The organism is Pseudomonas sp. TWP3-1 (assembly GCF_049896625.1).
GTDB lineage: Bacteria > Pseudomonadota > Gammaproteobacteria > Pseudomonadales > Pseudomonadaceae > Aquipseudomonas.
Window position 1 is genome coordinate 40,310 of the sequence record NZ_JAFCUQ010000012.1, and the last position, 19,240, is coordinate 59,549.

The following is a 19,240-nucleotide window of genomic DNA, read 5'->3' on the forward strand; positions in this document are numbered from 1 at the left end:
CAGTATGGTCGCGATTACGATTTGCGCCTCCCCGGTGAGGCAGTATGCTGAGCGTCGTTCCCGCCTCGCCCCGGAGTTTTCCCCATGGCCCACACGTTCATCACCCTGCCCTCGCCGGTCGGCGAATTGAAGCTGGTCGCGAATGGTTCACGACTGGTGGCCATCCTCTGGGAAAACGACAAACCGAACAGGGTGCGGCTGGGGCCTATGACTGAATCACCGGACGATCCGGTTCTGATGAAAACTGCGCAGCAATTAGAGGAATATTTCCTCGGCTCGCGTAGTAGCTTTGAGCTGGAACTGGATTTCGTCGGCACGGAGTTTCAGAAAAAAGTCTGGGCCGCGTTGCTGACCATTCCGTTCGGTGAGACTCGCACCTATAGCCAGATCGCAATCCAGATCGGCCACCCCAGCGCCGTGCGTGCAGTCGGCGCGGCGAACGGGCGCAACCCGATCTCGATCATTGCGCCGTGTCACCGGGTGATCGGCGCATCGGGGAAACTGACCGGATTTGCCGGAGGCCTTGAAGCCAAGGAGCGTTTGCTCACGCTGGAGGGCGGCCAGCGGACTACTGTCGGCAAGACCGGCGAACTGTTTTAATCGTAGAGCACGGCGAGAAAGCATCTGTGGCGAGGGAGCTTGCTCCCGCTTGGGTTGCGAAGCGGCCCTGAAAATTTACCAGCGCTGCGCACTGGAGCGGGAGCAAGCTCCCTCGCCACAAAAACCTGTTGCAGTCTCATGCTGTAAACAGGTTATTCATCGCCGCGTACTGTAAGAGCATGATGCTCTTCGCATCGCAGATCTCACCTCGTTGAAACGCCCGCAGCGCATCGTCGAAATGCCACTCCAATACTTCCAGTTCTTCGGTTTCTTCTTCCAGTCCGCCGCCCTCGCTGACTTTCGACGCCGCATCGTATTCGGCAATGAAGAAATGCAGCTTTTCGGTCACCGAACCCGGACTCATGTAAGCCTCGAACACCTTCTTGACGTCATGCACGCGGTAGCCGGTCTCCTCCTCGGCTTCCTCACGAATCCGTTGCTCCGGCGCCACACCTTCAAGCAACCCCGCCGCCACTTCGATCAGCAAGCCATCGTGACCGTTGACGAACACCGGCAGACGAAACTGGCGAGTCAACACCACCGTGCGCTTCCCGCGGTTGAACAGCAGAATCGCGGCACCGTTGCCCCGGTCATAAACCTCGCGGCTCTGGCGCTGCCATTCACCGTTGTTGCGCAGGTAGTCGAAGGTGATTTTTTTCAGCAGATACCAGTCTTCGGACAACACCTGAGTTTCGACAATGTTGACTCGCTCGGCTGTATTGGGCATGACGCTTGATCCTTCTTTGTCATTGGAGGGGCGACCATGTTAGGCGAAAAAATTCCGCGCAATTAACGAAAAAAAGCCCGGCAGCGCTACCGGGCTTTTTCATTCTCTTACGACTGACGGGCGATGTTCGCCGTTGCAGCGTCAGGCTCATGGGTGGCTGACGCCGCTCCGTGAATCAGTGGCCCATACCGCCGACTGAATTCCCAGTTGTAAGGCACCCGATCCTTGCTCACGCCGTTGTCCCAGTTCACCGACCAGGTCATCAAGCCCTTGATCGCCAGCCCTTTGACGGCCAGGCGCTTCATCGCATTACCGACCGCGTTTTTGTCGATCACGTAACCGGTCGCAGCGGCGTCGACGTTGGTGGGCAGGCCGATGACGAACTTGTCGGCCGGGATTTTGGTGAAGCCGCGTGTGCCGGTTACCAGACTTTCGGTCAGGTAGTACAGGAAGTCTTCCTTCAGCGCATCGTTGTTCTGTGCTATCCACGCGCCGCTGCCATTGTTGGCTTCCGGCACCCAGACGCCGTCGCCGCCCTGGTTGTAGAACTGCGGGGCGATGAAGTCGTAGTAGCCTTCCAGCGACCGCAAGTAGTCGACGTATTTGCCGTTGCTGGTCAGGTACGGAAACTCCGGCGCCATGCTGATGATGAAGTGCTTGCCCTGGCCGGCGTAGTGATCCTTGACCAGTTTCAGCGCGGCCGGCAGGACAGTCTTGTTGGCAGCGAAATCAATCGCGCTCTGTTCAAGATCGATGTCCAGACCATCAAAGCCGTAGGTTTCCACCAGACGGATGATTTCGTTGGCCAGCGGTTGTTCCTGACCGCTGCGCAACTCGATGTGCGCGTCGGCGCCGCCGAGGGAGATCAGCACCGCCCGCCCCTGACTGTTGAGCACACCGACCTGACGGCGGAACTCGGTATCGGAGAGGCTGTACGGTTTGAAGGTCGGGATCCCGCTGCCCTTCATGAAGGCCACCGCGACTACGTTGTAGTCCTTGGGCACATCTTCGAGCGCGATGTTGGCGAACTGACCGCGTTGGTAACCGTCGCTCGGCCCCGCCGGCCAGTTATGCCAGAAGCCCATGAGGATCTTCTTGCCGGCGATGCTCGGCATCAGCGAAGCGGCGTCGCTCGCCTTGTTTTGCAATAAGGTGAAATCGATATTCGACATGTTCTAATCCTTCAGAACGTGTGGGTTGGTGTTGCGGACTTATTTGAAGTCCACATCGAACGCTTGATAGAACGCGTTGCCGGTGTTGGCAACGATCCACATCAGGACGATGACGTGGTGACCCTTCTTGTTGGCCGGAAGTTTCACCTCGTGATTGACCTTGGCCTTCAATTCCGCCGAATGACTGTAGTACGGAACCTGAGTGTAGAAATCCTCGGCGAACGGCTGCGCGTCCAATTGCGCACGGCTGATGCGCTGCTGCGGATCCCAGCCATCCTTGGTGATCAGCCAACGGTAGCCACGGGTGGTGTGCGGTGCGGTGTACTCCCAATTGACCTTGAGGGTCTGACCCGGGGTGACGTTGAGCAACGGCCAGGTGAACGGGCGACCGAGCTTCTTGCTCATTTCCGCTGCGGTGAAGTTCACACAATCCCGGGCGTCATCCTTGCCACCGCTGAGAATGTGACCGTCGGCCGGTGGCACTACGCTTGGGCTATCCGACTCGTAAGGCGCCGGGAACGGACCGGCCACCAGCGCCGGGAAATTCTTGCCCCCTTCCATCTCATTGACTTGCCAGCCGCCGAGCAATCCTTGCTCGATGGCCACCGCGCCACGACTGGCCGGGGAGATGACGCGACCGTGTCGCAGTTGGTTTTCAGCTAGTGGTTGATTCATGTTTTTCACTCCGTTGATTTAAGAACTCTCCTTTCCGAGGAGAGGCCTTCAACCTAACGGAGGTGGATTTTTTGTCCATTGGCGGATTTGTCGCGGTCGCAGGCACTGGTTCACGAAAACGCTGAAAACACTGGATATAAACACAGTGCTTTATGAGTAATCCTACTCGACATATGGAGAAAGGATTACACGCCAAGACCACATAAACCTGCATCCCGCGATCAAGCCAATTGAGCTTTGAACTCCTTTTGGTATTGCCCCGCGAGTTGCTCTTTCTGTTTTTCGTCGAGCAGTTTGCCGGCCATCTGGAAGAACTTTTGCTCCTCCTCCTTCAGATGGTGATGGACCTTGTCCGACAGCTTCTTCGCAGTCGCGAGCCAGGCCGGACTGGACATCTCGGTCTCGTCCAGTTCTTCCATCATCTCGTCCATTTCATGGTGTTCGGCGATGGCATGGCGGCTGAGGTCGACGCCTTGGTCCATCTCCATCAACGGGATATAGAAGAAGCGCTCCTCAGCGGTTTCATGGGCCTGCAACTCGGCTTTGAGCTGTTTGTAGGCCTCGACGCGTTCCGGGCTGTCGCCGCTGGTCTCGATCAACGCTTTGGCGTAGGTGCGCTGACGGTCGTGGCTTTCGCGCAGGGCTTCGAAAATGTTCATGGAGTCTCCTCGGCTATGCGTTCTGAATTGACGCTGTAAATGCCTAGACCCCGGCGCGAGAGCGGCGGTTCCATACATGAATCGAGGGATAGAACAATTGGCTGGACACAGATAGGCTGCGGGTCTCTGCCATAAGGAAGTAGCACATGACGTTGCGGATCGAGCTGTCGCAAACCAACACGGAAGAAGAACGCCTGGCGATTCTTGCGCCGTTACATGCTTACAACGTTGCCAAGGCTGGAATTGCCAAATCCAAGCCGCTGACCTTGCTGGTGCGTGATGAGCAGGACGTCATACTCGGCGGTCTCTATGGAAGATTGGTCTGCCAGTGGCTATTCGTGGATTTGCTCTCGGTACCAGAGGCGGGGCGCGGCCAGGGAATCGGCACGAGGCTGATGCAAATGGCCGAAGACCTGGCGCGGGAAAACGGGTGCATCGGGATCTGGCTGGACACCTTTGATTTTCAGGCGCCGGAATTCTACAAGAAGCTCGGGTTCAGGCAGTTTGGTGAGCTGGCGGATTATCCGCCGGGGCACAAGCGCCACTTCTTTCAGAAGCGCCTGAACAGCTGAGCCGGCGGATCTACTGTGCTTTACAGACAGGTCGCCAACGCTGCCAACCGGCGCTTGGCGACGAAGTCGTCCTTCTGCGCGTAGTAGTTCAACAACGTGCCGGAGGCATCGCTGCTGACATCGACGAACGACTCCGCCGAGCGCGTATAAACCGTCGAGCCGCCCTTCTTGCCCGGTTGCAGATACGCGCCCGCATCCACGCCGAACACCGCTTCGTCCTGCCAGGAGAACTGGATGCACTGGGCCACGACTTTCTCGGGTTTGTCCGAATTCAACACCTTGTACGGGGTTTGGGTGCGGGCATCTTCCATCACCGAACCTGCGCAACCGGCCAGCATGCTCGCTGCCAGCGCCACCATCAGAATTCGCATTGCATTCGCTCATTCAGAAAAAAGCGGACTGTATCACCGCAGCGCCGCGAAACGTTCTGCTTTACTGCATTTAGCGCGCGACACATTGCGCCTGCTCCTGCACCCTATGGTCATCAAGCCCTACAAGGAAAGCCCATGGCGCCTACCGACCAGCGACACGAACACGCCTTGAAACTGTTTCTCGATGCGCGGCCCGAACTGCGCGAGACCCTCGATCATCTGAATCCGTTGTTGGCCCAGGCCAAGGGTGAAACCCAGGCGCAGTACCGCGAAGAACGCCTGCACGAAGCGTTTGAGGCCGAGGCTGAAAGCCTGAACCTGTTCGCCTGGGAACTGACGTTGAAATTGACCGCTGACACGCCTGAGGAATATCAGGCACAACGGCTTGAGGTGCATCGCGAAGTAGCGGAGATGGCCGGTATGGACTGGCTGGAGTATTGCGATTTGTACGGCATAGAGCCGTAACGCATCGCACGGACAACATCGACTTCGCCGCCCCGCCGAGAAAGCTTTATCATGGCCGCAGTTTTGCTGATCGAGTCCGTCATGAAGTTCGCCATTGCGTTGTTCTCCGCCGCCCACGCACCCTCCTCGCGCCGCGCCCTGCTGTTCGCTCAGGCGGCGCTGGCCGGGGGGCATGAAATTGTCCGGCTGTTTTTCTATCAGGACGGTGTGTTCAACGCCTCGGATGCGCTGGTCACCCCGCAAGATGAACTGGACTTGCCCAAGCAATGGCGGGCCTTCATCACCGAGCAAAATCTGGACGGTGTGGTGTGTATTGCCGCCGCCCTGCGCCGTGGTGTGCTGAATGACGAAGAAGCCAAGCGCTATCAGCGCGCAGCGGTCGCCGTCAGCGCACCGTGGGAATTGTCCGGCCTCGGTCAGCTGCACGATGCGGTGCAAGACGCCGACCGACTGATCTGTTTCGGAGGCGCGTGAGATGGCTAAATCCCTGTTGATCATCAGCCGCCAGTCGCCGTGGTCCGGCCCGAGTGCGCGCGAGGCGCTGGACATCGTGCTGGCCGGTGGCGCGTTCGATCTGCCGATCGGCCTGCTGTTTCTCGATGACGGAGTGTTGCAACTCGGCGCCGGGCAGAACGCCAAAGCCCTGCAACAGAAAGACCTGAGCGCCAACCTGCAAGCGCTGCCGATGTTTGGCGTTGAGGAACTGTTCTATTGCGCTGAAAGCGCCAACGCTCGCGGCATGGGCCGACTGTCGCTGGACGAAGCGGAACCACTTTCTGCCGCTCACATCACCGCCCTTATTGACCGTTACGACCAGGTGATCACCCTCTGATGTCGACTTTGCATGTGTTGTCTCATTCCCCGTTCGGCGACGACCGACTGACCAGTTGCCTGCGTTTGATCGGCAGCTCTGATGCCTTGCTGTTGTCCGGTGACGCGGTCTACGCGCTGCAACCGGACACCGCGCCGCTGGCTGCTTTGCAACGCCGTCAGGAAAATTTGTACGTGCTGGCTGAAGATGCCGAAGCCCGTGCGGTATTGGTCCCGCATTGGGCCGAAGTGATCGATTACCCGGGCTTCGTCGAATTGTCGATCCGCTATGACAAGGTCAACAGCTGGCTATGAATGTTTTGAACGTCGGCGCCCGCGCCATCGAAGTGGACAAGGACGGCTTTCTGCTCGACCTCAGCGACTGGTCGGCAGACGTTGCCAGCGCCCTCGCTGCGGCCGAAGACATCGAGCTCACCCCGGAACACTGGGAAGTCCTCGAACTGCTGCGCAGCTTTTACGCAGAATTCCAGCTGTCCCCAGCGACCCGGCCACTGATCAAGTACACCGCGCTGAAACTTGGCGTGGACAAAGGCAACAGCCTGCACCTGAACCGATTGTTCAAAGGCACCCCCGCCAAACTCGCCGCGAAACTGGCGGGCCTGCCCAAACCGACGAATTGCTTATGACCGACTTTCCAGCGCTGACCCTCGAAACGCCCGCCGAGCATCCATTCGCGCAATTTGTGCGGATTCTCGGCAAAGGCAAACGCGGCGCCCGCGACCTGACTCGCGCCGAAGCCCGCGAGGCCATGGGCATGGTGCTCGACGATAAAGTCGAAGACACCCAGCTCGGCGCCTTCCTGATGTTGCTGCGGCACAAGGAAGAAAGCGCCGAAGAAATGGCCGGTTTCACCGAGGCCTTGCGCGAGCGCTTGCAGGCGCCGGCGTTGAATGTCGATCTGGACTGGCCAACCTATGCCGGTAAAAAGCGTCACCTGCCGTGGTATCTGCTGGCGGCCAAGTGCCTGGCGCAGAACGGCGTGCGCATTTTCATGCACGGCGGCGGCGCACACACTGCCGGGCGTATGTACTCGGAGCAACTGCTTGGCGATCTGAACATCCCGTTGTGCCGCGACTGGCAGCAGGTCGGCAGCGCGCTGGACAACGGCGGATTGGCATTCATGCCGCTGGTGGACTGGGCGCCGCAGTTGCAGAACATGATCGACCTGCGCAACACCCTCGGCTTGCGTTCGCCGATTCATTCGCTGGCGCGGATTCTCAATCCGCTGGGCGCGCGTTGCGGCTTGCAAAGCATTTTCCACCCTGGCTATCAAGCAGTGCATCGCGATGCCAGCGGTTTGCTCGGCGACACCGCAATTGTGGTCAAGGGCGATGGCGGCGAAATCGAGATCAACCCGGACGCCGACAGCCATTTGTACGGCACCACTGGCGGTCAGAGCTGGGACGAGGAATGGCCGCAGTTGTCGGCACAGCGCCACGTCAAACCAGCATCGCTGGATATCGAACATTTGAAAGCGGTGTGGCGCGGTGATGTGGTCGACAGCTACCCGCAAATGGCCCTGATTTCGACCATGGCACTGGCGCTGCGCGGTTTGGGTCAGAGCCGCGAACAGGCCTTCACAACCGCCGAGCAATACTGGGCCGCACGCAACAAATCGATTTAACCGATCATTCACGCCCGATCTTTGCGCTTTTTGTTCGAACTCATCGGAATAGACTCGACTCCAACGAATTATTGATTCTGGAGTCTTGATCATGGGTTTACTCGTCGATGGCCGCTGGCAGGACAAGTGGTACGAAAGCAGCAAGGACGGCGCGTTCCAGCGCGAACAGGCGCAACGTCGCAATTGGGTCACCGCTGACGGCCAGCCTGGCCCGAGCGGTGAAGGCGGTTTTGCTGCCGAGCCCGGACGTTATCACCTCTACGTTTCGCTCGCGTGCCCATGGGCGCATCGCACGCTGATCCTGCGCAAGCTCAAAGGGCTGGAAAACCTGATTGATGTGTCGGTGGTTAGCTGGCTGATGCTGGAGAACGGCTGGACCTTCGACCAGAACCTCGGTTCGACCGGCGACAAGCTCGATCACTTCGACTTCATGCACCAGCGCTATACGGCCGACACTGCCAACTACACTGGTCGCGTCACTGTGCCGGTGCTATGGGACAAAAAACTCAGACGCATCGTCAGCAATGAATCGGCGGAGATCATCCGCATGTTCAACAGCGCATTTGATGATCTGACCGGCAATGAGCTGGACTTCTATCCCGCGCCATTACGCGGTGAAATCGATGCCCTGAACGAGCGGATTTATCCAGCGGTGAATAACGGCGTGTATCGCGCCGGGTTCGCCACTTCGCAGCAAGCGTATGAACAAGCTTTCGATGAGGTGTTTACCGAGCTGGATCATCTGGAGCAGGTGCTGGGCGCGAATCGCTACTTGAGCGGCGAATACCTGACTGAAGCGGATGTGCGCTTGTTTACCACACTGGTTCGCTTTGACGCGGTGTATCACGGGCACTTCAAGTGCAATCTGCGGCGGATTGCCGATTATCCGAACCTGTCGAACTGGTTGCGCGAGATGTATCAGGTGCCGGGTGTGGCCGAGACGGTGGATTTTCAGCACATCAAGCATCACTACTACGGTAGCCACAAGACCATTAACCCGACTGGTGTGGTGCCGAAGGGGCCGGAGCAGGATTTCACCGTGGCGCATGACCGCGAACGGCTGAACGGCAAAGGCGTTTGGCGCCGGGGTTGATTGATTCGGTGTATTTGAGGGCCCCATCGCTGGCAAGCCAGCTCCCACAGTGATTTGTGTGATGCTGGTGATTACAGCTCCACTACAATTCCACAGGCCTTGGGTGATGCTGGAGATTGCAGCTTCAACACAAAACCTGTGGGAGCTGGCTTGCCAGCGATGGGCGCAACTCGGTCTGTCAGACCTGCGCCTGCGCGCCTTCAAACCATGCGAGTTTCTCGCGCAGTTGCACCACTTCGCCGACGATTACCAGTGTCGGCGCATGCACTTCATGTTCCGCCACCAAACGTGGCAAGTCGGCCAACGTCCCGGTAAACACCCGCTGATTGACGGTAGTGCCCTGCTGAATCAACGCCGCCGGGGTATCCGCCGCTCGACCATGCTTGATCAACTGCTCGCAAATCACCGGCAAGCCCACCAAACCCATGTAGAACACCAGGGTTTGCGCAGGTGCGACAAGGTCCGCCCATGGCAGATCGGTGGAACCGTCCTTCAAGTGACCGGTGACGAAGCGCACTGATTGCGCATAGTCACGATGAGTCAGCGGAATCCCGGCATACGCCGCACAACCACTGGCAGCGGTAATGCCCGGCACCACCTGAAACGGGATGCCATGCGCCGCCAGTTCTTCGATCTCTTCGCCGCCACGGCCGAAGATGAACGGATCACCGCCCTTCAAGCGCACCACGCGTTTGCCGGCCTTGGCCAGATCGACCAGTTGCTGATTGATCTGATCCTGCGGAACGGCGTGCTCGGCGCGGCGTTTGCCGACGTAAACCCGTTCGGCGTCGCGACGACACAGTTCGAGAATCGCTGGCGCCACCAAGCGGTCGTACAGCACCACGTCGGCTTGCTGCATCAGACGCAAGGCCCGGAAAGTCAACAGATCCGGATCACCCGGCCCGGCACCGACCAGATACACCTCACCGGTGGTGATCGTTGCTTCACCGTCGATTTTCGCCTGCAACAGACGCTCGGCCTCGGTGCCCTGCCCGGCCAGTTGCCGATCGGCAATCGGGCCTTGAAACACGTCCTCCCAAAAGCCACGGCGCTGTTGCACATCCGGAAACAAGCCTTTGACCTGATTCCGAAAACGCGCGGCCAGACCGGCCAGTTGGCCGTAGGTCGAAGGAATCCAGGTTTCGATCTTGGCGCGAATCAGCCGCGCCAGCACCGGCGCATCGCCGCCGCTGGACACCGCGATGATCAGCGGCGAGCGGTCGACGATCGCCGGGAAAATCACGCTGCATAGCGCAGGCGCATCGACCACGTTGACCGGCACGCAACGCCGATGGGCATCGGTGGAAACTTGTGCATTCAGCGTTTCGTCATCAGTGGCGGCAATGATCAGCCCGCAACCGTCCAGATCCGTTTCGACATAACCGCGCAACAGGCACTCGCCACCGCTGGCAGCGACCAGTTCAGCCAATTGCGTTTCGATTTCAGGTGCGACCACCCGCAGCAGCGCACCGGCGTCGGCCAGCAGGCGGGATTTGCGCAAGGCAATTTCCCCCCCACCGACGACCAACACACGACTGCCGCGCAGGTTGTGAAACAGCGGCAGATATTTCATTTAGCCGATGACCTCGAGGCCACCCATGTACGGCTTGAGAACGTCCGGCACGCGGATCGAACCGTCAGCCTGCTGATAGTTTTCCAGCACGGCAACCAGGGTACGCCCCACTGCCAGACCGGAGCCGTTCAGGGTATGCACCAGCTCAGGCTTGCCGGTTTCCGGGTTGCGGAAACGCGCTTGCATACGACGCGCCTGGAAATCGCCGCAGTTCGAGCACGAGGAGATTTCGCGGTACTTGTCCTGGCTCGGGATCCACACTTCCAGATCGTAGGTCTTGACCGCGCTGAAGCCCATGTCGCCGGTGCACAGCGCCAGAGTGCGGTAAGGCAATTCGAGCAGTTGCAGGACTTTTTCAGCGTTGGCGGTCAGGCCTTCCAGCGCTTCCATCGACTGCGATGGCTCAACGATCTGCACCATCTCAACCTTGTCGAACTGGTGCTGACGGATCATGCCACGGGTGTCGCGACCCGATGCACCGGCTTCGCTACGGAAGCACGGTGTGTGGGCGACGAACTTGATCGGCAGCAGTTTCGAATCGACGATTTCGCCGGCCACGATATTGGTCAGCGACACTTCCGCAGTCGGAATCAGGTACAGATCGGCTTCGCCTTCGCGAGTGATCTTGAACAGGTCTTCTTCGAACTTCGGCAGTTGACCAGTGCCTTGCAGCGCCGGCGCCTGAACCAGATAAGGCGTGTAGGCCTCTTCGTAACCGTGCTCGTTGACGTGCAGGTTGATCATGAACTGCGCCAAGGCGCGGTGCAGACGGGCGATCGGGCCACGCAGCAGGGCGAAACGTGCGCCGGACAGTTTGGCGGCGGTTTCAAAGTCGAGCCAGCCGAACTTCTCGCCCAGCGCAACGTGGTCTTTCACTTCGAAATCGAATGCAGTCGGCGTGCCCCAACGGCGCACTTCGACGTTGCCGTCTTCGTCAGCACCGACTGGCACCGATTCGTGCGGCAGGTTGGGAATGCCGAGCAGGATCGAATCCAGTTCAGTCTGGATTGCGTCCAGTTCGACTTTACCGGCACTCAATTCGCCCGCCATGCGCTCGACGTCCGCCATCAGCGGCGCGATGTCTTCGCCGCGCTGCTTGGCCTGACCGATGGACTTGGAACGCGCATTACGCTCAGCCTGCAGTGCTTCGGTGCGGGTCTGGACGGTCTTGCGCTGTTCTTCCAGCGCTTCGATGCGCGCGACATCCAGGGCATAGCCACGGGAAGCCAGGCGGTCCGCTACGTCCTGAAGGTTGCTACGTAACAGTTTGGAATCGAGCATGTCGGTTTCTCGTTATCAAAGTTTGGTCAGGGACAGGCCGGCCCACGTGGCGAGCAGCCCGCCGAATACGCTGATTGCCGCATAGCCCAGGGCCAGCGGCACTTGCCCGCTTTCCAGCAAGCGCACCGTATCCAGTGAAAAGGATGAAAAAGTCGTCAGCCCCCCGAGGAAGCCGACCATCAACCCGGCACGCACCTCGATCGGCACCTCCGGGCGTAGCAAAAACAGGCCGTACAACACGCCGATCAGCAGGCAGCCCACGATATTAACGGCCAGCGTCGCGGTATAGAAGTGCCGCGGCCAATTGGCGTTGATCCAATTACCGGTGGCGAAGCGCAACAAGGTGCCGGCAACCCCGCCGGCCGAGACCGCAACGATCAATGGAAGCACTATTTTCTCCGCTGTCTTGGGCTTAAACGGTCGAGTTGCGCGAGGTGATTGAGCTTCTCGCCGATCTTCAATTCGAGGCCACGGGGCACCGGTTGGTAGAACGGGATCGGCTCGAGTTCGTCCGGAAAATAGTCTTCACCGGCGGCATACGCGTCTGGCTCGTCATGGGCGTAACGGTATTCATCGCCGTAGCCGAGCTGTTTCATCAGTTTGGTCGGCGCGTTGCGCAGGTGCAGCGGGACTTCCAGCGAACCGTGTTCGGCGGCGGCGCGCAGAGCGGTTTTGAAGCCCATGTACACCGCGTTGCTTTTCGGCGCGCAGGCCAGATAGGTAATCGCCTGCGCTACCGCCAATTCGCCTTCGGGACTGCCCAAGCGTTCCTGCACTTCCCACGCCGCGAGGCACAGACTCAGCGCACGTGGATCGGCGTTGCCAATGTCTTCGCTGGCCATGCGCACCACGCGCCGGGCCAGGTATAACGGATCGCAGCCGCCGTCGATCATTCGGGCGAACCAGTACAACGCGCCGTCAGGGTTCGAGCCGCGGACCGACTTGTGCAGTGCGGAAATCTGGTCATAGAAAGCTTCGCCGCCCTTGTCGAAACGCCGACGCGTGTCGCCGAGCAGGCTTTGCAGGAGTTCAGTGCCGATTTCGCTGTCGTCTTCGGCCAGATCGGAGGCGTTTTCCAGTAAGTTCAGCAGACGCCGGCCATCGCCATCGGCGGCGGACAGCAGCATCTGGAAGCCTTCGTCATTCAGCGTCAGATTGCGCTTGCCCAGACCGCGCTCTTCGGTGAGCGCGCGCTGCACCAGTTTGCGCAACGCGGCTTCGTCGAGGCTTTTGAGTACATAGACTCGCGCCCGCGAAAGGAGCGCGTTGTTCAGTTCAAACGAGGGATTTTCGGTGGTAGCGCCGATGAAGATCAGCGTGCCGTCTTCAACATATGGCAGGAATGCATCCTGCTGGGATTTGTTGAAGCGGTGCACTTCATCGACGAACAAAATAGTGCGCTTGCCGTATTGCCCGGCTTGCTGCTTGGCGATTTCCACCGCCTGACGGATCTCCTTGACCCCGGCGAGCACCGCCGAGACCGTTTCGAAGTGCGCATCCGAGACTTCCGCGAGCAGCCGCGCCAGCGTGGTTTTACCCACGCCCGGCGGGCCCCAGAAGATCATCGAATGCAGGGCACCCTGCTCCAGCGCCTCACGCAGAGGCTTGCCGCGAGCGAGCAGGTGTTCCTGACCGACGTACTCATCCAGATTGGTCGCGCGCAAACGGGCGGCCAGCGGCTGGGCAATCGGTGCACTGCGAAACAGATCCATCACGTACCGTTGAAACCTCTGTGCTTATTCCTGAATCACATCGGCACCCTTGGGGATGTCGAACTTGAACTTCGATGCAGGGATCGCTGCGTTGGCCTTGACCCCGGTGAACAGGATATTGGTGCGTTGGCCGACGCTGTCGATCAGTTGCATGTCATTGACCAGACCGTTGCGGAACGACAGACGCAGGCTGTCGAACAGGGTGTCTTTGGTTTTCGGCTTCAGAGTGAAGTCGATCACGCCACCGGCTTCTTTGGCGCTGATGTCGAAGCTCTGGCTGATTTTCGATACATCATCTGACAGCAACAGCGCTGGAGTCTGGGTCAGGCGCGGATCAAGCTTTTTGATCGTGACCTGTTCCAGATCCGGGTCCCACAAGGTGACTTTCTTGCCGTCGGAGACCATGGTCTGCTCGTTAGGCGCTTCGGTGTGCCAGTAGAACAGGCCCGGACGCTGCAGGGACATTTCGCCGGTGGTTTCCTGCAACTGGGTGCCGCCGCCATCCAGCGTGAGCTGCGAAAAACGCGCGGTCAGGGTATTGGATTGCTCCAGCAATTGGGTCAGACGCGCCACGTCCTTGTCATCGGCGTGGGCTGTAAAAGTGGTCAGCGCCAGTACTGGCAGCAACATGCGGATAAGACGCATGGGAGTCCTCTTGAATACGCGTAGGAAAGTGGACGGCGCCTCATGCACCGTCCATTACATTTGAATCAGTCGCGCACCGGGCCAGGGGCCAGTACTTCACGCGAACCGTTGGTGTTCATCGACGTCACGACCCCGGCCATTTCCATGGCTTCGATCATGCGTGCGGCGCGGTTGTACCCAATCTTCAGCTTGCGCTGTACTGCGGAAATCGAGGCGCGGCGGCTTTCCAGCACGAACTGCACGGCTTCGTCGTACAGCGCGTCGGCTTCCGGATCATCACCGTCGCCACCACCACTGCTGCCTTCGAAACCGCTGCCCGCCTCTTCGACACCGTTGAGGATATCGTCGTTGTATTCCGGTGCGCCGCGCAGCTTCCAGGCTTCGACCACACGGTGTACTTCTTCGTCGGAAACGAACGCGCCATGAACCCGGATCGGCAGGCTGGTGCCGGGTGGCATGTAGAGCATGTCACCGTGGCCGAGCAATTGCTCAGCGCCGCCCTGGTCAATGATGGTCCGGGAATCGATCTTGCTCGAGACCTGGAACGCCATACGGGTCGGAATGTTGGCCTTGATCAGACCGGTAATCACGTCCACCGATGGACGCTGGGTCGCGAGAATCAAGTGAATACCGGCGGCACGTGCTTTTTGCGCAATACGCGCGATCAGCTCTTCAACCTTCTTGCCGACGATCATCATCATGTCGGCGAATTCGTCGACCACCACAACGATGGTCGGCAGCTTCTGCAGCAGCGGCGCTTCGTCGTGGATGCTTTCGCGCTTGTACAGCGGATCGCTCAGCGGCTCGCCGGCGTCCTGCGCTTCCTTGACCTTGGCGTTGAAGCCGGACAGGTTACGCACGCCCATTTTTGCCATTAGTTTGTAGCGCCGTTCCATCTCGGCGACGCTCCAGCGCAGGGCGTTGGCGGCGTCCTTCATGTCGGTCACGACCGGGCACAGCAAATGCGGAATGCCTTCGTAGATCGACAGTTCCAACATTTTCGGGTCGATCATGATCAGCTTGGCGTCTTCCGGGCCGGACTTGAACAGGATCGACAGAATCATCGCGTTGACGCCCACCGACTTACCGGAACCGGTGGTACCGGCCACCAGCAAATGCGGCATCTTCGCCAGGTCGGTGATCACCGGTTTGCCACCGATGTCGTGACCCAGCGCCAGGGTAACCGGCGACTTGAAGTTGTCGTACTCCGGGGTCGACAGCACTTCGGAGAAACGCACGATCTGCCGGTCTTCGTTAGGAATCTCGATACCGACGGTAGTCTTGCCGGGAATCACTTCAACCACGCGCACACTGGTCACGGCCAGCGAACGCGCCAAGTCTTTCGCCAGGTTGGAAATGCGGCTGACTTTCACGCCCGCGGCTGGCTGGATTTCGTAACGGGTGATCACCGGGCCGGGGTGAATCGAATCCACAGTGACTTCGACGCCGAATTCCTTGAGCTTGATCTCCAGCAAGTGGCCGACCGCCGCCAAGGATTCAGGCGAGTAATTGAGTTGTTTCTTTTCCGCAGGATCGAGGATCGAGATCGGCGGCAAGGTGCCTTCCACGGCGCTGTCGACGAACAATGGCGCCTGTTTCTCTTTCTGCACGCGCTTGCTTGGCTCAGGCGCTTTGACCGGGGCCGGTGCGATGACCGGCGGCACCTGCTTCTCGCGGTCGGACATGTGCTTGCTCAGAGCCTGCTCGCGCTCGATCAGGCGTTCCTTGACCTTGGCCTGCTCGCGCTTGTCGGTGACGGTCGGTGCGACCACATCATGCACGCGATCATCGACTTCACGCAGTTGCGCGACCAGTTGCTTGCGTTCGGTGCGTGCAGCCCACCAGCGATTGAGCGCGCCCTGGAACAGTTCGAACAGATCGAGCGTGATCTTGCCGGTGACGTCCATCACCTTGAACCACGACAGATCGGTAAACACCGTCAGGCCGAACAGGAACAGCGCTATGAACATCAGCGTGCTGCCCTGAATATTCAGTGCATTGCGCGCCAGATCGCCAAGGCTTTCGCCCAGCGCACCACCCGCGCCTGCTGGCAGACCGGTAGCAGCGTGGAAGTGAATGTGCGCCAGCGCAGCGCCGGACAGCACCAGAAACACCAGACCGATCAGGCGCCAGGAGAACAGCCAGCCGCTCCACTGCCACGGCTCGTGGCGCTGACGGAAGATCTGATAAGCCTTGACCGCCAGCAGCAGCGGGAAGATATAGGCGAAGTAACCCAGCACCATGAACAGGATGTCGGCGCTGTAGGAACCGGCCGGACCGCCGAAGTTCTGTACGTCGTCGATCTTGCTGTTGTGGCTCCAGCCCGGATCGTCCTTGCCGTAGGTCAGCAAAGCCATCATCAGGAACAGGCACAGGGCACCGATGGCGATCAATGCACCTTCCTTGAGCCGGTAGTGCAATTGCTGGCGCCAGAGCGGGACGACTGTTTTGGGTGCTGCGGTGGATTTCTTCAAAACGCTTCTTTTCCTGCGCCGTGGCGCGTCCATCTATTGAATGACAATAAAAACTGCCCGATCCAGGCAGGTAAAAAAAGTGAGCAGGCGCAACTGGGACTACTTTTAACACTGCACGCCGGGATTAATAAACCGGGGCGCGTAGCGAAGATTCTAAAACAGCCCGGCATTGTACGGGTTTGCGCGTCCGATGCCATGTTTCACAGCATAGTCAAACGGGCAAAAGCTGCGGCTCAATTTGAGCATGCATTATGTTTTGTTACAAAGGCTTATGAGGGCTATTTGATGAACATCGCGATGAACGCGGCAAAGCACACATTGCGGGCGATCATGAAGTCCGCTTACGACCGCACATATCGCATCAAGTTGCAGCAGTGCATGCGTTGTGCAGGATCGGCAGGACATGGCCGCCATTTAACGGCACACTTGAGCGCGGGCCTGAGCGCCCACTACCCTCCCCTTCTGTAAGCCCGGACGCCATGCTGACTTGGTTGCAACGCAATTCCCTGAATTTTCCGCCACTGGAAAAGGCCATGCGCGATCCCAACGGATTACTGGCCGCCGGTGGCGATCTTTCTGCCGATCGCCTGATCCAGGCCTATCGGCACGGCTGCTTTCCGTGGTTCTCGGAGGGTCAGCCGATCCTGTGGTGGTCGCCCGATCCGCGCACCGTGCTGTTTCCCGACGAATTGCACGTCTCGCGCAGCCTCGGCAAACTCCTGCGCCAACAACGCTATCAAGTGACCTTCGATCAGGATTTCGATGCAGTGATCCGCGCCTGCGCCGCGCCGCGCGACTACGCCGACGGCACCTGGATCACCCAAGCCATGCAGGATGCCTACGTCGAACTGCACCAGCGCGGCTTCGCCCACTCGGTGGAAGTCTGGGATCAGGGCGAACTGGTCGGCGGCCTGTACGGCCTGGCGATGGGCCAACTGTTTTTCGGCGAGTCGATGTTCAGCCGTGCCGATAACGCCTCAAAATTCGGCTTTGCCACTCTGGTGCAGCATCTGAAAGACTCGGGTTTCGTGCTGATCGACTGTCAGATGCCGACCGATCATCTGCACAGCCTCGGCGCCCGCGCGATCTCGCGCTCGACATTCGCCGACTATCTGGGCCGTCATCTCGATCAACCCAATCGTGCCACCTGGGTTTGCTGAGCGACTTTTGCGCGCGTGGCTTACACTTGATTAACCAGCTTATCCCGAGGTTTGATTCATGACCGAGTTGGCGCGGTTGAAGTTCTATGCCACTCAGCCCCACTCTTGCAGTTATCTGCCCGAGGAGCAGGCGACAACCCTGTTTCTCGACCCTAGCCAGCCCATGGATGTGCACGTCTACGCAGACCTGTCGGAAATGGGCTTTCGTCGCAGCGGCGACCATTTGTACCGCCCACATTGCCAGAACTGCAATGCGTGTGTACCTGCGCGTATTCCGGTCGCGCAGTTCAGCCCGAACCGACAGCAGAAGCGCATCTTCAAGCGCAACGTCGACCTTCAGATTCGCCCGGTCAAACCAGGCTTCAGCGAAGAATATTTCGATCTCTACCAGCGCTACATCGAACAGCGCCATGCCGACGGCGATATGTACCCGCCCAGTCGCGATCAATTCTCGACTTTTCTGGTACGTGACCTGCCCTTCTCGCGCTTCTACGAATTTCGTCTCGACGGACGGTTGCTGGCGGTCGCCGTGACCGATCTGCTGCCGAACGGCCTGTCGGCGGTCTACACCTTCTACGAGCCGGCGGAAGAGCGCCGCAGCCTCGGTCGCTACGCAATCCTGTGGCAGATCGCCGAGGCCCAGCGCCTGGGACTTGAAGCGGTGTACCTCGGATACTGGATCAAGAACTGCAAAAAGATGAGCTACAAGACCCAATATCGGCCCATCGAACTACTGATTAATCAGCGCTGGGTTGTCCTCAACTAAACGCAAGCCGTAAACCCCTTGGCGTAAACACCATTTTTCGGGCACAATGCACGCCGCTTTTGCCTGGCGCAGTTGCACCGGGCCATTCATTGGATACCGAGGGCTTTACTGCATGTCGAAAGAAGACAGCTTCGAAATGGAAGGCACTGTCGTCGACACCCTGCCCAACACCATGTTTCGTGTGGAGTTGGAAAATGGGCACGTCGTAACCGCGCATATTTCCGGCAAGATGCGCAAGAACTACATTCGTATTCTTACCGGTGACAAAGTGCGCGTCGAGCTGACGCCCTATGACTTGAGCAAAGGGCGTATTACTTACCGCGCTCGTTAATCAAGTCAATACAGAACGCCCGGTTTATGCCGGGCGTTTTTGTGTCTGCTTGTTTTTTGTTTGGTGTTTGGGATTGGGATTGGGATTGGGGGCATATCCGTTTTTTTGGTAGCGGCTGCTGGCGGTTTCGCTCTTACAGCGAGTCCCTTTTTCAGACGCCAAAAAGGAACCAAAAGGCTTTGCGCCCCGGCGTACGGCACTTCGCTGAGGCTCAGTGTTCCCTCGCTACGGTGCCCATCAGGGGGCATCGCCTCCGGTTTGCTGCGCTGCACCTCCTCTCGATGTATGCGGCTGCGCCGCACGGCGCTGCGCGCCTACCCCTGATGGACGCCTACGCTCGGCCTGCCGATGGGGCTGGAGATCAAAAGCCACATCAAAAGCCGGATCAAAAGCCGGATCAAGAGCCCCTCACCCTAGCCCTCTCCCGGAGGGAGAGGGGACTGACCGAGTGGTTTGGCAGAGGTACGCCGACGTGCGATACCGCGTTGAACTCAGGTTTTGAAAAGCAC

Annotated in this window: 23 protein-coding genes and 1 pseudogene; 13 read left to right on the forward strand and 11 right to left on the reverse strand. The window is 59.1% G+C overall.

Annotated features, from left to right (window positions below):
• Positions 1–84 precede the first annotated feature (84 nt).
• Positions 85–600 carry a methylated-DNA--[protein]-cysteine S-methyltransferase gene (locus tag ACP7BN_RS17175; RefSeq protein WP_426205375.1) on the forward strand — a complete coding sequence of 172 codons (516 nt, stop codon included), beginning with the start codon at positions 85–87 and terminating at the stop codon, positions 598–600.
• A 136-nt stretch (positions 601–736) separates the two neighbouring features.
• On the opposite strand, the gene ACP7BN_RS17180 is transcribed toward ACP7BN_RS17175, so the two are convergent.
• From ACP7BN_RS17180 to ACP7BN_RS17195, 4 genes and pseudogenes are all read right to left on the reverse strand, one after another.
• Entirely contained in the window at positions 737–1,327 is a 591-nt protein-coding gene (locus ACP7BN_RS17180) for an NUDIX domain-containing protein (protein ID WP_426205376.1), read from the reverse strand.
• Positions 1,328–1,464: 137 nt separating this feature from the next.
• A pseudogene (locus ACP7BN_RS17185) lies at positions 1,465–2,499 on the reverse strand (chitinase); the annotation flags it as partial.
• A gap of 39 nt (positions 2,500–2,538) precedes the next feature.
• On the reverse strand, positions 2,539–3,174 hold the full coding sequence (locus ACP7BN_RS17190; RefSeq protein WP_426205377.1) for a lytic polysaccharide monooxygenase auxiliary activity family 9 protein: 636 nt from the start codon (positions 3,172–3,174) through the stop codon (positions 2,539–2,541).
• A 221-nt stretch (positions 3,175–3,395) separates the two neighbouring features.
• The gene (locus ACP7BN_RS17195) at positions 3,396–3,833 is read right to left on the reverse strand and encodes a hemerythrin domain-containing protein (RefSeq protein ID WP_420648944.1); all 438 of its coding nucleotides are present in this window, start codon (positions 3,831–3,833) and stop codon (positions 3,396–3,398) included.
• 146 nt (positions 3,834–3,979) lie between these two features.
• On the opposite strand from ACP7BN_RS17195, the gene ACP7BN_RS17200 reads away from it, so the two are divergent.
• On the forward strand, positions 3,980–4,405 hold the full coding sequence (locus ACP7BN_RS17200) for a GNAT family N-acetyltransferase (protein WP_426205378.1): 426 nt from the start codon (positions 3,980–3,982) through the stop codon (positions 4,403–4,405).
• Between the two features lie 20 nt (positions 4,406–4,425).
• On the opposite strand, the gene ACP7BN_RS17205 is transcribed toward ACP7BN_RS17200, so the two are convergent.
• Positions 4,426–4,776 (reverse strand): hypothetical protein, encoded by a 351-nt coding sequence (locus ACP7BN_RS17205; protein WP_420648946.1) that lies wholly within the window; start codon positions 4,774–4,776, stop codon positions 4,426–4,428.
• A gap of 135 nt (positions 4,777–4,911) precedes the next feature.
• Between ACP7BN_RS17205 and ACP7BN_RS17210 the strand changes: the two genes are divergently transcribed.
• The 7 genes from ACP7BN_RS17210 to ACP7BN_RS17240 all read left to right on the forward strand — a co-directional run bounded on the left by ACP7BN_RS17210 (position 4,912) and on the right by ACP7BN_RS17240 (position 8,789).
• Complete coding sequence (locus tag ACP7BN_RS17210; protein WP_420648947.1) at positions 4,912–5,241, forward strand: DUF6388 family protein; 330 nt, start codon at positions 4,912–4,914, stop codon at positions 5,239–5,241.
• 81 nt (positions 5,242–5,322) lie between these two features.
• Positions 5,323–5,715, forward strand: coding sequence for a sulfurtransferase complex subunit TusD (gene tusD, locus ACP7BN_RS17215; protein ID WP_426205379.1), 393 nt, complete (start codon positions 5,323–5,325; stop codon positions 5,713–5,715).
• Position 5,716: 1 nt separating this feature from the next.
• Complete coding sequence (tusC, locus tag ACP7BN_RS17220) at positions 5,717–6,073, forward strand: sulfurtransferase complex subunit TusC (protein WP_426205380.1); 357 nt, start codon at positions 5,717–5,719, stop codon at positions 6,071–6,073.
• Entirely contained in the window at positions 6,073–6,366 is a 294-nt protein-coding gene (gene tusB, locus ACP7BN_RS17225; RefSeq protein ID WP_426205381.1) for a sulfurtransferase complex subunit TusB, read from the forward strand. Before tusC ends, tusB begins: the two co-directional genes overlap by 1 nt.
• Complete coding sequence (locus ACP7BN_RS17230) at positions 6,363–6,698, forward strand: TusE/DsrC/DsvC family sulfur relay protein (RefSeq protein WP_426205382.1); 336 nt, start codon at positions 6,363–6,365, stop codon at positions 6,696–6,698. The genes tusB and ACP7BN_RS17230 overlap by 4 nt, the downstream gene beginning before the upstream one ends.
• The gene (locus tag ACP7BN_RS17235) at positions 6,695–7,696 is read left to right on the forward strand and encodes a glycosyl transferase family protein (RefSeq protein WP_426205383.1); all 1,002 of its coding nucleotides are present in this window, start codon (positions 6,695–6,697) and stop codon (positions 7,694–7,696) included. The genes ACP7BN_RS17230 and ACP7BN_RS17235 overlap by 4 nt, the downstream gene beginning before the upstream one ends.
• 91 nt (positions 7,697–7,787) lie before the next feature.
• Positions 7,788–8,789: a glutathione S-transferase family protein gene (locus ACP7BN_RS17240; RefSeq protein WP_426205384.1), complete on the forward strand. Its 1,002-nt coding sequence runs from the start codon at positions 7,788–7,790 to the stop codon at positions 8,787–8,789.
• 178 nt (positions 8,790–8,967) lie between these two features.
• Here ACP7BN_RS17240 and cysG read toward each other — a convergent pair whose 3' ends face one another.
• The 6 genes from cysG to ACP7BN_RS17270 all read right to left on the reverse strand — a co-directional run bounded on the left by cysG (position 8,968) and on the right by ACP7BN_RS17270 (position 16,507).
• Positions 8,968–10,362, reverse strand: a complete 1,395-nt coding sequence (gene cysG, locus ACP7BN_RS17245; RefSeq protein WP_426205385.1) for a siroheme synthase CysG — start codon at positions 10,360–10,362, stop codon at positions 8,968–8,970.
• A complete protein-coding gene (serS, locus tag ACP7BN_RS17250; RefSeq protein WP_426205386.1) occupies positions 10,363–11,643 on the reverse strand; it encodes a serine--tRNA ligase in 1,281 nt (426 codons plus the stop codon).
• Between the two features lie 15 nt (positions 11,644–11,658).
• Positions 11,659–12,033 carry a fluoride efflux transporter CrcB gene (crcB, locus tag ACP7BN_RS17255; protein WP_420648956.1) on the reverse strand — a complete coding sequence of 125 codons (375 nt, stop codon included), beginning with the start codon at positions 12,031–12,033 and terminating at the stop codon, positions 11,659–11,661.
• Positions 12,033–13,355 carry a replication-associated recombination protein A gene (locus ACP7BN_RS17260; protein WP_420648957.1) on the reverse strand — a complete coding sequence of 441 codons (1,323 nt, stop codon included), beginning with the start codon at positions 13,353–13,355 and terminating at the stop codon, positions 12,033–12,035. Before ACP7BN_RS17260 ends, crcB begins: the two co-directional genes overlap by 1 nt.
• A gap of 24 nt (positions 13,356–13,379) precedes the next feature.
• On the reverse strand, positions 13,380–14,000 hold the full coding sequence (gene lolA, locus ACP7BN_RS17265) for an outer membrane lipoprotein chaperone LolA (protein WP_426205387.1): 621 nt from the start codon (positions 13,998–14,000) through the stop codon (positions 13,380–13,382).
• A gap of 65 nt (positions 14,001–14,065) precedes the next feature.
• Positions 14,066–16,507 (reverse strand): DNA translocase FtsK, encoded by a 2,442-nt coding sequence (locus ACP7BN_RS17270; RefSeq protein WP_426205388.1) that lies wholly within the window; start codon positions 16,505–16,507, stop codon positions 14,066–14,068.
• On the opposite strand from ACP7BN_RS17270, the gene ACP7BN_RS17275 reads away from it, so the two are divergent.
• The 4 genes from ACP7BN_RS17275 (at position 16,415) to infA (ending at position 18,731) form a co-directional block, all read left to right on the forward strand.
• Positions 16,415–16,942: a hypothetical protein gene (locus ACP7BN_RS17275; protein ID WP_426205471.1), complete on the forward strand. Its 528-nt coding sequence runs from the start codon at positions 16,415–16,417 to the stop codon at positions 16,940–16,942. The genes ACP7BN_RS17270 and ACP7BN_RS17275 overlap by 93 nt on opposite strands.
• A gap of 11 nt (positions 16,943–16,953) precedes the next feature.
• On the forward strand, positions 16,954–17,634 hold the full coding sequence (gene aat, locus ACP7BN_RS17280) for a leucyl/phenylalanyl-tRNA--protein transferase (RefSeq protein ID WP_426205389.1): 681 nt from the start codon (positions 16,954–16,956) through the stop codon (positions 17,632–17,634).
• A 58-nt stretch (positions 17,635–17,692) separates the two neighbouring features.
• Entirely contained in the window at positions 17,693–18,400 is a 708-nt protein-coding gene (locus ACP7BN_RS17285) for an arginyltransferase (protein WP_420648961.1), read from the forward strand.
• 112 nt (positions 18,401–18,512) lie between these two features.
• Positions 18,513–18,731: a translation initiation factor IF-1 gene (gene infA, locus ACP7BN_RS17290; protein WP_002553999.1), complete on the forward strand. Its 219-nt coding sequence runs from the start codon at positions 18,513–18,515 to the stop codon at positions 18,729–18,731.
• The last annotated feature ends 509 nt before the right edge of the window (positions 18,732–19,240 follow it).

What these genes read in the sequence shown, in the direction of transcription:
- ACP7BN_RS17200 (WP_426205378.1), top strand. Translation starts at nt 3,980, where the DNA reads ATGACGTTGCGGATCGAGCTGTCGCAAACCAACACGGAAGAAGAACGC.
- ACP7BN_RS17205 (WP_420648946.1), bottom strand. Translation starts at nt 4,776, where the DNA reads ATGCGAATTCTGATGGTGGCGCTGGCAGCGAGCATGCTGGCCGGTTGC.
- lolA (WP_426205387.1), bottom strand. Translation starts at nt 14,000, where the DNA reads ATGCGTCTTATCCGCATGTTGCTGCCAGTACTGGCGCTGACCACTTTT.
- ACP7BN_RS17175 (WP_426205375.1), top strand. Translation starts at nt 85, where the DNA reads ATGGCCCACACGTTCATCACCCTGCCCTCGCCGGTCGGCGAATTGAAG.
- ACP7BN_RS17180 (WP_426205376.1), bottom strand. Translation starts at nt 1,327, where the DNA reads ATGCCCAATACAGCCGAGCGAGTCAACATTGTCGAAACTCAGGTGTTG.
- ACP7BN_RS17190 (WP_426205377.1), bottom strand. Translation starts at nt 3,174, where the DNA reads ATGAATCAACCACTAGCTGAAAACCAACTGCGACACGGTCGCGTCATC.
- ACP7BN_RS17210 (WP_420648947.1), top strand. Translation starts at nt 4,912, where the DNA reads ATGGCGCCTACCGACCAGCGACACGAACACGCCTTGAAACTGTTTCTC.
- tusC (WP_426205380.1), top strand. Translation starts at nt 5,717, where the DNA reads ATGGCTAAATCCCTGTTGATCATCAGCCGCCAGTCGCCGTGGTCCGGC.
- infA (WP_002553999.1), top strand. Translation starts at nt 18,513, where the DNA reads ATGTCGAAAGAAGACAGCTTCGAAATGGAAGGCACTGTCGTCGACACC.
- ACP7BN_RS17235 (WP_426205383.1), top strand. Translation starts at nt 6,695, where the DNA reads ATGACCGACTTTCCAGCGCTGACCCTCGAAACGCCCGCCGAGCATCCA.
- tusB (WP_426205381.1), top strand. Translation starts at nt 6,073, where the DNA reads ATGTCGACTTTGCATGTGTTGTCTCATTCCCCGTTCGGCGACGACCGA.
- ACP7BN_RS17230 (WP_426205382.1), top strand. Translation starts at nt 6,363, where the DNA reads ATGAATGTTTTGAACGTCGGCGCCCGCGCCATCGAAGTGGACAAGGAC.
- tusD (WP_426205379.1), top strand. Translation starts at nt 5,323, where the DNA reads ATGAAGTTCGCCATTGCGTTGTTCTCCGCCGCCCACGCACCCTCCTCG.
- ACP7BN_RS17195 (WP_420648944.1), bottom strand. Translation starts at nt 3,833, where the DNA reads ATGAACATTTTCGAAGCCCTGCGCGAAAGCCACGACCGTCAGCGCACC.
- serS (WP_426205386.1), bottom strand. Translation starts at nt 11,643, where the DNA reads ATGCTCGATTCCAAACTGTTACGTAGCAACCTTCAGGACGTAGCGGAC.
- ACP7BN_RS17270 (WP_426205388.1), bottom strand. Translation starts at nt 16,507, where the DNA reads ATGGACGCGCCACGGCGCAGGAAAAGAAGCGTTTTGAAGAAATCCACC.
- cysG (WP_426205385.1), bottom strand. Translation starts at nt 10,362, where the DNA reads ATGAAATATCTGCCGCTGTTTCACAACCTGCGCGGCAGTCGTGTGTTG.
- aat (WP_426205389.1), top strand. Translation starts at nt 16,954, where the DNA reads ATGCTGACTTGGTTGCAACGCAATTCCCTGAATTTTCCGCCACTGGAA.
- ACP7BN_RS17285 (WP_420648961.1), top strand. Translation starts at nt 17,693, where the DNA reads ATGACCGAGTTGGCGCGGTTGAAGTTCTATGCCACTCAGCCCCACTCT.
- ACP7BN_RS17260 (WP_420648957.1), bottom strand. Translation starts at nt 13,355, where the DNA reads ATGGATCTGTTTCGCAGTGCACCGATTGCCCAGCCGCTGGCCGCCCGT.
- ACP7BN_RS17240 (WP_426205384.1), top strand. Translation starts at nt 7,788, where the DNA reads ATGGGTTTACTCGTCGATGGCCGCTGGCAGGACAAGTGGTACGAAAGC.